Source organism: Demequina sp. (assembly GCF_016278775.1).
GTDB lineage: Bacteria > Actinomycetota > Actinomycetes > Actinomycetales > Demequinaceae > Demequina.
In genome coordinates this window covers 1-14,059 of sequence record NZ_JADQBF010000101.1, presented here as the reverse complement: position 1 = coordinate 14,059, position 14,059 = coordinate 1, and the positions used below count along the sequence as shown (strand labels likewise).

The 14,059-nt window shown below is 65.7% G+C and carries 13 protein-coding genes and 1 pseudogene; 6 read left to right on the top strand and 8 right to left on the bottom strand.

Translation table 11 applies throughout. From position 1 onward, the window contains the following. The 3 genes and pseudogenes from QZZ33_RS11390 to ettA form a co-directional block, all read left to right on the top strand. Positions 1-486, top strand: a pseudogene (locus QZZ33_RS11390) (hypothetical protein); the annotation flags it as partial. Between the two features lie 178 nt (positions 487-664). Further along, positions 665-1,168 (top strand): single-stranded DNA-binding protein, encoded by a 504-nt coding sequence (locus QZZ33_RS11385; protein ID WP_291380136.1) that lies wholly within the window; start codon positions 665-667, stop codon positions 1,166-1,168. A gap of 143 nt (positions 1,169-1,311) precedes the next feature. Beyond that, entirely contained in the window at positions 1,312-2,994 is a 1,683-nt protein-coding gene (gene ettA / locus QZZ33_RS11380; RefSeq protein WP_291380135.1) for an energy-dependent translational throttle protein EttA, read from the top strand. Between the two features lie 29 nt (positions 2,995-3,023). Here ettA and QZZ33_RS11375 read toward each other — a convergent pair whose 3' ends face one another. Continuing rightward, positions 3,024-3,191, bottom strand: coding sequence for a methionine/alanine import family NSS transporter small subunit (locus QZZ33_RS11375; RefSeq protein ID WP_291380134.1), 168 nt, complete (start codon positions 3,189-3,191; stop codon positions 3,024-3,026). Between the two features lies 1 nt (position 3,192). Then, positions 3,193-4,767 (bottom strand): sodium-dependent transporter, encoded by a 1,575-nt coding sequence (locus QZZ33_RS11370; protein WP_291380133.1) that lies wholly within the window; start codon positions 4,765-4,767, stop codon positions 3,193-3,195. 149 nt (positions 4,768-4,916) lie between these two features. Here QZZ33_RS11370 and QZZ33_RS11365 point away from each other — a divergent pair, with 149 nt between their 5' ends. Then, positions 4,917-5,081 carry a hypothetical protein gene (locus tag QZZ33_RS11365; RefSeq protein ID WP_291380132.1) on the top strand — a complete coding sequence of 55 codons (165 nt, stop codon included), beginning with the start codon at positions 4,917-4,919 and terminating at the stop codon, positions 5,079-5,081. Between the two features lie 103 nt (positions 5,082-5,184). On the opposite strand, the gene QZZ33_RS11360 is transcribed toward QZZ33_RS11365, so the two are convergent. The 6 genes from QZZ33_RS11360 to QZZ33_RS11335 form a co-directional block, all read right to left on the bottom strand. After that, complete coding sequence (locus QZZ33_RS11360) at positions 5,185-6,099, bottom strand: glycine betaine ABC transporter substrate-binding protein (RefSeq protein ID WP_291380131.1); 915 nt, start codon at positions 6,097-6,099, stop codon at positions 5,185-5,187. Positions 6,100-6,219: 120 nt separating this feature from the next. Next, on the bottom strand, positions 6,220-7,182 hold the full coding sequence (locus tag QZZ33_RS11355) for an ABC transporter permease subunit (protein ID WP_291380130.1): 963 nt from the start codon (positions 7,180-7,182) through the stop codon (positions 6,220-6,222). After that, the gene (locus tag QZZ33_RS11350) at positions 7,182-8,477 is read right to left on the bottom strand and encodes a glycine betaine/L-proline ABC transporter ATP-binding protein (RefSeq protein ID WP_291380129.1); all 1,296 of its coding nucleotides are present in this window, start codon (positions 8,475-8,477) and stop codon (positions 7,182-7,184) included. Before QZZ33_RS11350 ends, QZZ33_RS11355 begins: the two co-directional genes overlap by 1 nt. 272 nt (positions 8,478-8,749) lie before the next feature. Then, on the bottom strand, positions 8,750-9,634 hold the full coding sequence (locus QZZ33_RS11345; RefSeq protein ID WP_291380128.1) for an acyl-CoA thioesterase domain-containing protein: 885 nt from the start codon (positions 9,632-9,634) through the stop codon (positions 8,750-8,752). Between the two features lie 34 nt (positions 9,635-9,668). Then, the gene (locus QZZ33_RS11340) at positions 9,669-10,085 is read right to left on the bottom strand and encodes a globin (protein WP_291380137.1); all 417 of its coding nucleotides are present in this window, start codon (positions 10,083-10,085) and stop codon (positions 9,669-9,671) included. A gap of 38 nt (positions 10,086-10,123) precedes the next feature. Beyond that, positions 10,124-11,173 carry a mechanosensitive ion channel family protein gene (locus QZZ33_RS11335; RefSeq protein ID WP_291380127.1) on the bottom strand — a complete coding sequence of 350 codons (1,050 nt, stop codon included), beginning with the start codon at positions 11,171-11,173 and terminating at the stop codon, positions 10,124-10,126. 66 nt (positions 11,174-11,239) lie between these two features. Between QZZ33_RS11335 and malQ the strand changes: the two genes are divergently transcribed. Beyond that, a complete protein-coding gene (gene malQ / locus QZZ33_RS11330) occupies positions 11,240-13,375 on the top strand; it encodes a 4-alpha-glucanotransferase (RefSeq protein ID WP_291380126.1) in 2,136 nt (711 codons plus the stop codon). Between the two features lie 150 nt (positions 13,376-13,525). Next, on the top strand, positions 13,526-14,059 hold a 534-nt coding region (locus QZZ33_RS11325; protein WP_291380125.1), incomplete at its 3' end, for a hypothetical protein.

Genomic DNA, 14,059 nt, shown 5'->3' with positions numbered 1-14,059 from the left:
CGAGACGCGGACCCTGAGCTTCCCGACGTGGACGGGCTGGTCGCCGCATGTGCCAGGGCGGCTGGCATCGAGGCGAGGGCCGACGCGGCCGCGGCGGTCGCATCGGGCCGGTCTGCCTCCGTGCCGGACGCGTTGGGCGCCTCCTTGGCAGCTATCGAGCAAGTGCGGCTCGAGTGGATCGACGCCGCCGCAGCAGGGCTGCCTCTCGCGTGGCGCATTGTGGTGGACGATGCCGTCATGGCGGCCGACGCCCTTGCCCAAGAGATCGAGGATTCGTTGGCGGCCGTCACCTGGCCGTCTGTGGATGCCCCGAAGGGGATAAGGGGGCTGGCATCTCGGGCGTCCAAGGGTCGCGCGGCTGGCACCGTGGTGCGGACTCTCGGGCGCGAGGCCATCACGTCCGCGGTGATGCCGCACGTGGTGGAGCCAACCGACCTGATCCACCAGGCCTATCGCAACCTCGACGAGTTGACGGAGCTGGCCTAGCCGACGTCCCCTGCTCGTCGCCGCAGGAGCCGTGCTAGAGAAGCCCGGTGGGCGTCGTCCCCAGGCCGACGCGGTGGCCGATGTCCACGGTTGGCCTACCGAGCCCGGGCGCCTTCCCCCCGCCACGCGCACTGTGGACGCACGCCGCAACCGCGGCGACGCATTCGAGGAGGACGCGATGAATGATTTGACGATGACGGTGGCCGGTTGGGTCGCCACCGATCCACGACACGTGGTGGGGCCGACGGGCACCCACCTCACGAGCTTCAGGATGGCTTCGACCAGCCGCTACTTTGACCGCGACAAGAACGAGTGGGTCGACGGGCAGACCGAGTGGTTCACGGTGAGGGCGTTCAGGGGCGCCTCGCTCACGGTGAAAGAATCCATCGAGAAGGGTCAACCCGTGGTGGTGCAGGGGCGCTTTCGCACCAACGAGTGGGAGTCGGACTCGGGGCCGCGCACCGACCTCATCATCGATGCCGTCAGCGTCGGTCACGACCTGACGCGCGGCATTGCCAAGTTCACGCGCGCCACGGGCGACCCCACGCTGGAGGACCCCACGACGGCCACATCGGCGTTGGCGTCGGAGACCGACGGAGACGGTGACACGCGAGCTGACGGCGCGGGTGACGCGGAAGTGGACGGCGCCGACCACCCGAACGACGTGGCAGCCGCCGTCTGAGCGCGGCGAGTGTCGCAGGGGCGTCGGGGGTAGACCGGCGCCCCACCGCTCGTCTCGGGGCGAGCCGCCGCCGCTACCGCGTAGGCTTGGACCCGGTTCCGGCGGCCTCGTGTCGCCTCGTCTACACAACATTCGGAGCGGTAGTGGCTGAGTTCATCTACACCATGCACAAGGCGCGCAAGGCGCACGGCGACAAGGTCATCCTCGACGACGTAACGATGGCGTTCTATCCAGGCGCGAAGATCGGCGTGGTGGGCCCCAACGGTGCAGGAAAGTCGACCATCCTCAAGATCATGGCTGGCATCGAGCAGCCCTCCAATGGTGAGGCGCGACTGAGCCCTGGATACTCCGTCGGGATCCTGCTGCAAGAGCCGCCGCTCAACGAAGACAAGACCGTGCTGGGCAATGTCGAGGAGGGCGTCGCCGAGATCAAGGGCAAGCTCGACCGCTTCAACGCCATCTCGGAAGAGATGGCCAACCCAGATGCCGACTACGACACGCTGTTGGCGGAGATGGGAACGCTCCAGGAGGAGCTCGACCACGCCGACGCATGGGACCTCGACTCTCAACTCGAGCAGGCCATGGACGCGCTCCAGTGCCCGCCGCCTGACGCCGACGTCAAGACCCTCTCCGGCGGCGAGCGCCGCCGCGTCGCGCTGTGCAAGCTGCTGCTGGAGAAGCCGGACCTGTTGCTCCTGGACGAGCCCACCAACCACCTCGACGCCGAGTCGGTGCTGTGGCTCGAGCAGCACCTGTCGAAGTACACGGGCGCCGTCATGGCCGTCACTCACGACCGGTACTTTCTCGACCACGTGGCCCAGTGGATCTGTGAGGTCGACCGTGGTCACCTCTACCCCTACGAGGGCAACTACTCGACCTACCTCGAGAAGAAGTCCGCCCGGCTTGAGGTTCAAGGCAAGAAGGACCAGAAGCTGCAGAGGCGACTCAAGGACGAGTTGGAGTGGGTGCGCCAGAACGCCAAGGGCCGCCAGACCAAGTCCAAGGCGCGACTGAACCGCTACGAAGAGATGGCGGCAGAGGCCGACAGGATGAAGAAGCTCGACTTCGAAGAGATTCAGATTCCGCCGGGCCCACGGCTAGGAAACGTGGTGCTCGAGGCCAAGAACATCAAGAAGGGCTTCGGGGATCGCACGCTCATCGACGGGCTCAGCTTCACGCTGCCGCGCAACGGCATCGTCGGCGTGATCGGTCCCAACGGCGTCGGCAAGACCACGCTATTCAAGACGATCGTGGGCCTCGAGCCGCTCGACGAGGGCGAGCTGAAGATCGGCGACACCGTCCAGGTCTCGTATGTGGACCAGTCCCGCGGCGGAATCGACCCCAACAAGTCCCTGTGGGAGGTCGTCTCCGACGGCCTCGACTACATCAACGTGGGCAGGGTAGAGATGCCCTCACGCGCGTACGTGGGAGCGTTCGGCTTCAAGGGCCCAGACCAGCAGAAGCCCGCTGGTGTGCTGTCGGGTGGAGAGCGCAACCGCCTCAACCTTGCGCTCACTCTCAAGGAGGGCGGCAACCTGTTGCTGCTCGACGAGCCGACCAACGACCTTGACGTGGAGACCCTCGGCTCGCTTGAGAATGCCCTGCTCGAGTTCCCAGGTTGCGCCGTGGTGGTCTCTCACGATCGCTGGTTCCTCGACCGCGTCGTCACGCACATCCTTGCCTACGAAGGCACGGAAGAGAACCCTGCCAACTGGTACTGGTTTGAAGGGAACTTCGCGTCGTACGAGGCCAACAAGGTGGAGAGACTCGGCGAAGAGGCGGCTCGCCCTCACCGCGTGACGTACCGCAAGCTCACCAGGGACTAGCGGGGCGCGCCGTCGGCGCGAAGGCTTCCTTACGTGTCGTGGACGATGACGGAATGCTCCGGCCGCTCGTCGTCATCGCCCCCGGCTGGGAAGCTGGTCGCGTCGGGGTGTCTCATGAGGTGAATGGTGCTCACGATCAGCCCACCCCAGACCAGGACGGCCGCGAGTATGAACAAAGTGATGGCGGTGGGGGTCATGTCAGTTCTCCTCCGTGGCGGCGACCGCTGGGTAAGGCGGCCACGGTTCGACGTCGTCCTTGTTGTGGCGCCACGGCAACGCAGTGGCCACGGCGGTAATCACGCCGAGCGCGATCAGCACGCCCCAGCCCATCACCAGTAGGAACCCTGAGGGGTAACCCTCGTAGCCTTCTGTCGCGACCTTGACGATGCCGCGCACCAGCATGTAGCCGAGCACGGCTGGCACCACCACGCCCACCAGGGCCAACCACACACGCCCCAACTTCACGGTCGACACCGTGTTCAGGTGGTGGAGCAGTTCTGGACCCCGGCGCAGCACCCATACGGTGAGCACCGACATGATCACGGCCGAGCCGACCACGCCGATGTTGTTGGTCCAGTGGTCGGCAGTGTCGAGCGCGTACAGGCCGGATGTCGTGGAGAACAGCGCGAACGACAACACGGCAGAGACCACGCCGATGGCGAGGGCGCCCGAGCGCGGGGTGAGGCCAAACTTCTCCTGAACGGCCGCCGACGTGACCTGCAGAATCGAGAGCAACGAGGTGAAGCCCGCCAACGCGAGCGTGCCGAAGAACAGCGCACCGACCACGGCACCTCCGGGCATCTGCGACAAGATCGCCGGGAACGTGATGAAGGACAGGCCGATTCCAGTGATGCCTTCGAGTTCGGCCACCGGGATTCCCTGCTGGAAGGCGAAGTAGCCGAGCGTGGCGAACACGCCGATGCCTGCAAGCAGTTCGAACGACGAGTTGGCGAATGCGACCACCAGACCCGGGCCTGTGAGATTGGCCTTGCGACGTCGGTACGACGCATACGTGATCATGATGCCGAAGGCGATCGACAGCGAGAAGAAGATCTGGCCGTAGGCGGCGATCCACACCGTGGGGTCCGACAACGCGCCCCAGTCCGGGGTGAAGAAGGCGTTCAGGCCGTCGGCGGCGCCGTCGAGGAACAGTGCTCTCACCACCACGGCACCGAACGTCAGCGCGAGTAGCGGCATGATGACGAGGTTGGCTCGCTCCAGCCCCCTAGTGACGCCGAGCGCGAGCACCACGATGGCGGCGATCCAGACGATCGCGAGGGGGATGGCCACGGACGCGACGATGTCGCCAGTGATGGACACCTCTTTGGATGCCTCAAGGTAGTCGCCCAGCAGGAATCCGGCAGGGTCGTCGCCCCAGCGCAGATCGAACGAGAAGACGAAGTAGCTAAGCGCCCAACCGATGATGGCCGTGTAGTACAGCCCGATCACGAAGGACATGGCGACCTGGAACCACCCGAGCGACTCGGTCCAGCGGCCCCAACGCCCTCCCAATCGGCGCAGTGCCGTGGGGGCGGAGCCACGAAAGCGGTGGCCGATCGCGTAGTCGAGGAAGAGGATGGGGATTCCCGCCGTGACGAGCGCCACGAGGTAGGGGACCAGGAACGCGCCGCCGCCGTTCTCGTACGCCACTCCGGGGAAGCGCCAGATGTTGCCCAGGCCCACGGCGGAGCCGATGGCCGACAGGATGAAACCCACCTGCCCGGAGAACTGCTCTCGCGGCGCGCTGGTGGGCTGCTCAGTAGCTGCTGACATGTCGCTCCCTCGTGATTTCGCCGCCACCCTAGCAGCGACGGCCGCACGCGATCTAGGCCGTCGCGCCCACCAGTTGGTCACATGCTCGGCGAGGCCTTCTCGGGAACGCAACGGCTGGCGGTGGTGTTGACCTTGACGGAGGTAACACCATGAAGAGACTCATCAAGCGTTGGGTCGCTGCGGCCATCCTGGTGCCCGCAGTGGCATGGGGATTGGGGGCGGCTGCCGACAAGGTCGCGCAGCGGCGAGGCGAGGATTCCAAGGCCGTCAAGGGCCTCAACTTGAGCAGCAGGTTGCTACGGCGCACTCGCTAACGCATCCGCGACGCCGCTCGGGCGAGCGGCTTCACGCCCACGGACGACGAAGCGCCGGCCACCGCAAGGTGACCGGCGCTTTGCCGTGTGAAGAGGGGGACACTCACGCAGTGAGCGAGTCCACCCACTCCTGGTTCGCGGCGACCCAGTCGCTCACGATGGTGTCGTACTCGTCGTCGCCCTCCGCGGCCTGGAGCTGGTTTTCCAGGTCGTAGAGCAGGTCGGAGGACATGGTGAAGTTGCCCATCCATTCGGCGACCTCGGGGAAGTCCGTGGCGAAGCCGGTGCGCGAGTAGGTGTAGATCGACTCGGCGTCACCCAGCGTGCCCTCGGGGTCTTCGAGGTTCTTGAGGTCGTACGCGCCGTAGGCCCAGTGAGGCTCCCACAGCGTGACGATGATGTTCTCGCCGTTGGACGTGGCGGTGTCGAGCTCGGCCAGCATGGCCGGGGTCGATGAGGTGAGGAAGTCCATTCCCTCGAGGCCATAGGTGGGGATCACGCCATCCTGCACGGCGGCGGTCAGACCGGCGCCGGGCTCGATGCCCACGATGCGGTTGCCGAACGCGTCGGCGTTGTCGGCCAGGTCTGCGAGCGAGTCGATAGGAGCGTCGGCGTTCACAGCCACCGTGAGGGCGGCCTTGTCGAACCATGGGCCGACCTCTTCGATGTCGTCCCCGAACTCTTCGAGGTAGGAGGCGTGGGTGGCGGGCAGCCACACGTCCGTCACCAGGTCGTAGTCGCCATCGGCAACTGCCTGGAACACGGGTGCGGGGTCTGCATACTCAAGGGTGACGTTGTAGCCCTTGCCCTCAAGAATGTGCTGCCACAGAAGCGACGAGGCAAGCGACTCGTCCCAGCCGTTGAACACGGCCATGGTGATGTCGCCGCCCGCAGCGGGAGCGTCCTCGCCGCCAGTGGCGGACGTGGTCGGGTCGGCCTCTTCCGACGACGAGCAACCAGCGAGCACGAGGCTCGCGGCGGCCGCCGTGGCGAGGAGCGCGGTAGAGCGCATCTTCATATGAGTGTTTCCTTTCTCGACGAAGAGGATTTCTCCACGTCGTGAGCATCTGCAGCCAGATTCGGTCCGGCCGATGCACACGGCCCTTGTTAAGGGACGCGAGGCCTTGGAGTGGTGAAGTTATGGAGCGGCGCGCGTGGCGCGATTCTCATCCACCAAATCGCTGATGGCTTCTGGATTGTCTGAACCACCTGTGGGTTCACCAGGGGGCGTGCCTCCGCGCGGAAGGCGGTTGAACAGTCCGCCGAGCAACGCCTTCGCGCGCTTGTTTCCAAACGCACCCGTGAATCGGTCCAGGATGATCGCGAGAATGACGACGGCCATGCCGGCCTCGAAGCCGAGCGGCTTGTCGAGCGCGGACAGTGCCTTGGTCACCTCGCCACCGAGGCCGCCAGCACCGACGAAGCCGGCGATCACGACCATCGACAGCGACAACATGATGATCTGATTAATTCCGGCCATGATGGACGGCATCGCCAGGGGCAACTGGATCTGACGCAGGATGCGCGCAGGGCCCGCTCCAAAGGCGTGTCCGGCTTCGACCACTTCATGGTCAACGCCGCGAATACCCAACTCGGTGAGTCGGACTCCGGGCGCCATGGCGAACAGGACGGTCGCGAAGATCCCGGGCGCCACGCCAATGCGGAACAGTGCGATCGCGGGAATCAGGTACACCAACGCGGGCATCGTCTGAAGGAAGTCCATGATGGGCTTCACAATGGCCGACACCACATCGTTGCGAGCAGCCCAAATGCCGATTGGGATTGACACGAGGACGGCCAGGAAGGCGGACACGACCACGAGCGAGAGGGAGTCCATTGCGTTCTCCCATTGGTTAACGCCAAGGATGAACAGGAATCCCACGGCGGTGCCGATGCCGAACTTCCATCCGCGCGCGAGGAGCGCGAGAAGTGCTGCCACGATGACGACGACGAGTACGGGGGGCGTGTTGAACACCCAGTTCACGGAGTCGTACATGCCCAGGTAGACGGCCCTGAGAAACTCGAAGAACCAGTTCAGGTTTGCGGAGATCCAGTCCAGGCCCGAGGTGATCCAATCGCCAAAGTGAATGCGGTATTCCATCAGTCGACCTCCTCGACCTTGAGCGCACCCGATTCGATGGCGACCTCCAGTGCCTTGTCCACCACGTGGCTGGGAATGGGATCGCGGTCGGGGCTGGCCTCGCGCGCCGCGTCGGGTTCACCACCGAGCGTCGCCAGCAAGGTGACGCGGGGGACGACGCCGATCAGACGGTTCTTGGCGTCCACCACGCCCAGTGGCAAGGCGGACTCGAGCGACGGAATGAACAGTTCTGACAGTGCGGTGTCGCTCGACACGGCACCGTGGTCTGACTGAACGATGCTTTCCAGATTCCTATCACCGTTGCGCACCAAATCCAGGCAAGCGCGGTCCGAGACCCAGCCGATGAGCGTGCGGTCGCGCTTGATCACGTACACCCCGCTCATCTGCTCGTCGCGCATGGCCTTGAGCGCGCCATGCGGACCCGCCGTGAGGTGGACCACGGCACGCGGCTTGCGCATCACCGACTCGGCGGTCAGCACGCGCGTGCGGTCAACGTCTTGCACAAACTGTTCGACGTAATCGTTGGCCGGATTAGTGAGGATGTCCTCAGGGGTGCCGATTTGGACGATGCGCCCGTCGCGCATGACGGCGATGCGGTCGCCCAAGAACATGGCCTCGTTGAGGTCGTGCGTAATGAAGATGATGGTCTTGCCCAGCGTGGCCTGCAGTTCGAGTAGTTGTTCCTGCATCTCACGGCGAATAAGCGGGTCGAGCGCGGAGAACGCCTCGTCCATGAGCAAGATCTCGGTGTCGGCTGCAAGGGCACGTGCGAGACCGACGCGCTGCTGCATGCCGCCGGAGAGCTCGCTCGGGTGCTTGTCTTCCCAGCCCCCCAAGCCGACAACCTCGGTGACCTTGCGGGCCTTCTCTTCGCGCTCGGCGCGGGGCATGCCCTGAATTTCGAGCCCGTAGGCGACGTTGTCGAGCACGGTGCGGTGGGGCAGGAGGGCGAAGTGCTGGAAGACCATGGACATGCGCTTGCGGCGGATGTCTCGCAGGCGCTTGGGGGCGGCGCCTGTGATGTTGTCAGCGCCAATCTCGACGGTGCCCGCCGTGGCTGGCTGCAAACCGTTGAGCGTGCGGATCAGCGTCGACTTGCCGGAACCAGATAGGCCCATGACCACAAAGATCTCGCCCCGCTTGACCTCAAAAGAGGCGTCAATCACTGCGGCCGTGGTCGCACCGCCGAGTTGCTCCCTGGTGGCGCCGTCTTGGAGTTTGCGCACGGCGGAGTCGGCGTGTTTGCCGAAAACCTTGTACAGGCCTGTGGCCTTGAGAGCAATAGTGTCAGTCACGTGATCCTCAGGTGAGCCGCCCAGTGGGCGCACTCATATCGCGGTCGCTCCTGACCACGAGGGACTCGCAGCCGTCGGACGGCAATCACGGACCCGCAGCCCCAATGTCGGGACCTGCGTAGCCAGGCTCAAACGTCTCCGCAACGAAGCGATGAACGGCGACCTGGGCTGTGTCGTAACCACCTCGGAAACGCTTGGCGCATCAACAGGGTGGCCTGTCAACGGTAGCAAGATGCTACCCGCGAGACAAATGCACCTGGTAAAACGCCTAGTTAGTGTCCCTCGGGCATGCGGAGCATGCCCTCTTGGGCGACCGAGGCGACCAGTCTGCCGTCCTCGCTGAATACCCACGATCCGCACATGCCTCTGCCGCCCTGTGCAGTGGGGGCGTCCTGGACGAACAGGAGCCATTCGTCGGCGCGGGCAGGGCGATGCCACCACAAGGCGTGATCGAGGCTGGCAAAGGCCATGCCGTGTGTTGCCCACGAGGCGCGGTGGCGACGCAGTGCGGGCTCGAGGATCACCTGATCAGAGCCGAAGGCAATGAGCGCGCGATGCACGAGGTCGCTCACGTCGAGGGTCCGGCGCACCCGCATCCAGGCGGTCTGATACTGCTTGGGTGCTTCGTCGGCATGAATGAAGATGGAGCCCTCCACATGCCGCACGTCGAACGGTGCCGAGTTGAGCCAGAAATCCGCGGTCGGGTGGCCTGCGAAGGGGCTGAGCACGTCCATCCCAGACGGGAGCGTGTCGGGCGGTGGCACCTCCGGCATGCGCACCGAGTGTTCCGGCCCGTCTTGCTCCACCTGGAACGACGCGATCATCGACAGGATTGGCTCGTCGTCTTGAATGGCGTGAGTGCGGCGGGCAGAGAAGGACCGACCGTCGCGCAGTTCCTCCACCTCGAAGCGAATGGGGCGGGTGGCGTCGCCCGGCCGCAAAAAGTAACCGTGCATCGAGTGCATCGCGCGCGAGTCGTCGACGGTGTGTCCCGCAGCGACAACCGCCTGTGCGACCACTTGGCCGCCGAATACTCGCCCGCCTGGCATCGGCAACGAGTCGCCCTCGAAACTGGTGTCGCCGAGTCGGCGCAGGTCGAGTGCGCTCAGACCGGCCGCAACCGCCTCATCACCCCAGGTGTCTTCCACGTGATCCATGCATCGAGGCTACCCGGCCATGGTGGGCCCAGGGCTACGGCGTGGGGTCGAAAGTGTTGATCATGGAGTGCGCGGCACGCTCGAGGTAGTCGAGCAATGTGGCCTGGTGCAGTGGCGACATATCGGATTCCTCGACGGCTGCGCGCATGTGCGCGACCCAGTGGTCGCGCGCTTCCGGGTTGACGTGGAACGGTTGGTGGCGCATCCGCAGCCGCGGATGCCCGCGCAGCTCGGAGTACGTGGTGGGACCGCCCCAGTACTGCTCAAGGAACATCGTCAGCCGCTCCGCGGCGGCGTCAAAGTCTTGGTCAGGGTACATGGGTGCCAGAAGCTCGTCCTGGCGCACGCCCTCGTAGAAGCGTTGGACGATTCCGGAGAACGCCTCGTGACCCCCAGCCGCCTCGAAGAAGCTCTGGCCTTCGGCCTGGGTAGGGGCTGCGCCGATGCTCATGCCGGGCGTGGGCTCGCCTCCGCCGGGAATGGGGGAACTCACTCGGGGTCGTCGTGGTCGTCGGACGTCGGGACGCTGCGGTCAACGAACAGCGTCTGGTCAGGCACTGCCATGTGGATCCCCCGCTCGGCGAAGATGCGGCGCATGTGGAGCCGCACGTGACGCATCACCTCCCACTGCTTGATGGGCGCCACCTGGATGAGCAGCCGCACGGCGACGCTGTAGTAGTCGAACGACTCGATGCCGGGCACCTCCGGCTCGGACAGGATCGCCTTGTCGATGTCCTCGTCCGCTTCGCGTGCGGCGGCGACCGCGTCGAGCATGGCCTGGCGGGCAGCATCGAGGTCGGTGTTGTAGCCAAGGCGCACCTCGATGAGAGCTCGCGACCACAGCCGAGTCATGTTGCCCACGCGGCGGATCTCCCCGTTGGGGACGTACCAGACGGTGCCGTCGAGAGCGCGCAAGCGGGTCGAGCGCAGGCCAACCTCCTCTACAAGGCCGACCGCCTCGCCAAGGTCCACCACGTCGCCCACGCCGTACTGGTCCTCGATGAGCATGAACAGGCCAGATAGCAGGTCCTTCACGAGCGACTGCGAACCGAAGCCGAGCGCCACACCAATGATTCCCGCCGAGGCGATGAGGGGCGCCACTGGCAGGCCCATCAGGTCAAGAATCATCACCACAAGCACGGCAAGGAGGACCACCACGAGCGCGGAATTGAGCACGGTGCGAATGGTGCCGGCACGCTGGCGCCTGCGTTCGGCCTCGAGTCGAGCCTCTTGGGGGTCGATCGGAGGGAGTTCTAGGCGGGCGCGTTCGAGCGCCTGCCTGGCCCTGCGCCTGAAGGGAAGGCCCGTCTCGATGCTGCGGGACACTCCGCGAATGAGGACGCGACCGATGAGCCAGACCACGACGGTGCCGATGAGCAAGAAGCCCAGTCCAATCGAGGTGGTGGTGAGGTCGCGTACCCACACGGGCGCGTCGGGAATCCACGATTCGACCATCGCGGCCCAGGGAGGCCCCGAGTCGTCGGTCGCTGCTGCGGCATCGGCGGTCGTCACGACGAGGGCATGGAAAGAAGCGTGCATCTGTCCAGAGTAATGGCCCCGGCGAGGCCCCCCGAAATGATCCGCAAACCTGGCAGGATGAGACCCATGAGCGAGCAGGGGCAGCAGACGCGACCGTCAGAGGCACTGACGACGCTCGCTCGAGCCTGCGGAGTGGCCACGGACGTCCACCTCATCGATGGCACACATAGGACCTGCTCGCGCGGCGCGCTCGTGGCGATTCTGGGCGCCATGGGCTTTGACGCCCACGACGATGACGCGTGTCGCGCGTCGCTCGAGGAACTCAAGGACTACGTCTGGACACGCATCGTCCCGCCAGTGACGGTGCTGCGCGAGGGCCAATCGCGAGAGATTCCCGTGCACATGCCGCACGGCTCCACGGTGACTGCCAAGTTGCGCACGGAGGCAGGCATCGAGGTCCCGCTGGAACAGGTGGACAAGACGAACGAGCCGCACGGGGTTGGCTCCGTGGCGGTGGGCCGCGCGACGTTCCGCATCCCTGACGACCTGCCCCTCGGTTGGCATGTGATCGAGGCGACCTTCCCAGGGAGGCGGGGGCGCGGCTATGTGGTGGTGACCCCAGAGCGACTGGAGGTGCCGGAGACGATCAAGGCCAGGCGCCCTTGGGGCCTCATGACGCAGTTGTATTCGCTGCGATCCAAGCGGTCGTGGGGCATCGGCGACCTGGGGGATCTGGGGGATCTGTGCTCCTTGGCGAAGATCCGCGCTGGCGCCGACTTTGTGCTCATCAACCCCTTGCACGCGAACGAGGCGGTACCGCCGCTCAGCCCGTCCCCGTACTTGCCGTCATCGCGCCGCTTCATCGCGCCGATGTACATCCGCATTGAAGACATCCCTGAGGTGGCGTACGTGCCCTCGCAGCAGCGCGCGGTCATCGAATGGGAGTCCGAGCGTCCCAGCAGGAACAACGAGACCGACGAACTGCTGGATCGGGACGAAGTGTGGCGTGCCAAGGTGGCCGCGCTGGAGCACATCTTTGAAGCGCCACGCTCGCCAGGGCGAGAGGCGCAGTTCGAGGCGTTCTGCGTGCGCGAAGGCAAGGCGCTAGAGGACTACGCCACGTGGGCAGCGCTCTCGGAGGAATACCAGGGAACGAAGTCATGGCCGGACGAACTGGCCACAGCGTCGGCCGCTGCCGTCGCCGCGTGGAGGGACGAGCACTCAGAACGGGTGCTGTTCCATGCGTGGATGCAATGGATCGCGGACGAACAGGCCACTCACGCGCAGTCAACGGCGCGCGGTGCTGGCATGGACATCGGCATCATCACCGATCTCGCGGTGGGGGTCCATCCGTCGGGAGCCGACGCATGGAGTCTTCACCGGGTGTTGGCCACCGGAATGGGTGTGGGCGCACCACCGGACGGCTTCAACCCGCAGGGTCAGGACTGGTCGCAACCGCCGTGGCAGCCGCGCGCCCTGGAGGCCGCCGCCTATGTGCCGTTCCGCGACGTGGTGCGCGCGGCCGTGAGACACTCGGGCGCCGTACGCGTCGATCACATCTTGGGGCTCTTCAGGCAATGGTGGATCCCGGTGGGCCATGGTGCTGGCGACGGCTCCTACGTGCAGTTCGACCACGAGGCGCTGGTGGGCATTCTCATCCTGGAGGCGCACCGCGCGGGGGCGATCGTCATCGGCGAGGACCTAGGCACCGTCGAGCCGTGGGTACGCGAGTACCTGAGCTCGCGCGGAGTGCTGGGCACGTGCGTGCTGTGGTTTGAGCGCACTCACGACGGTGGCTTCACCCCGCCAGAGCAGTACAGGGCCGACGCCCTCGCCACGGTGACGACTCACGATCTCCCTCCCACCGCCATGATGTTGGCAGGAGCGCACGTGGAACTGCGCACAGAGTTGGGACTCATCGACGACCCGGACGCCGCGACAGAGCAGGCGGCCCAGGAGTTGCAGCGGCTCGTCGCGCTCCTGCGAGAGCGCAACTGGGTGATCGAGGATTACGAAGAAGAGGACCTCATCGCGGCAGTGCACCGGATGGTGCTCGCCTCACCGGCGCTGCTCACAGGGGTTGCCATCACCGATGCGGTGGGCGACATGCGCGCGCAAAACGTGCCTGGCACTTTCGAGGAGTATCCCAATTGGCGCATGGCGCTCACTGATCGCAACGGGGTGCCTGTGCTGCTCGACGACCTCTTCGACCACCCCCGCATGCGTCGCCTCGTGGAGGCCGTTCGCTCGGCGCGTCGTTAGGTCGGGATGGACCTGCGCACCTCGCCCGCTCGGTTGGCGCAGATGTTGCGGCTCGTGGCGCGGCTGAGCGGACGTGCTGCAGCGTAGCCGCCAAGATTCAGGGTGATCCCCCATGGCGGTTGCGCTGGTGATCTCGCTACTGTCCTTGAGATGAGCTCGCCATCCGTGTTCCGCGCGCCGCGCGGCCCGCGCATGGCTGCGGCGGTGCTCATCACGGTGTTGTCGATCGCGCTGGCAGAGGTGAGCATCGGCTCCGCTCCGTGGGGGCTGCTGAATCCCGTGCAGTGGATCCTGTTAGTTCCCATCTATGGCGCGCAGACCCTCCTGATCGCGTCGGTGGTGTTGAGGCGCCAAGAACACCCGACGCTCGCGGCCCTGTGGTCGGCAGGCGTGGTGATGGGTCTGTACGAGTTCTACATCACCCGCGTGCTGTGGGATCAGCCGTGGGACGAGGCCGTGAACTCTCAACTGCTCGAGTGGCCCTCTCTCGTAGTAGTCGCGGGCTTCTACCACCCGTTCGTCTCCGTGATTCTGCCGATGATGCTTGCCGAGCAGGTGCTCGTGCGACGGCCGACGCTGCCCTCGATGCTGCCCCGCTGGTGGCGCGCGCCAGGCCGCGCGCGGGTGTGGTGGGGGGTCGCCATCGCAGGCGTGGTGGCTGGCGGGCTCTACAAGCCTCACGGG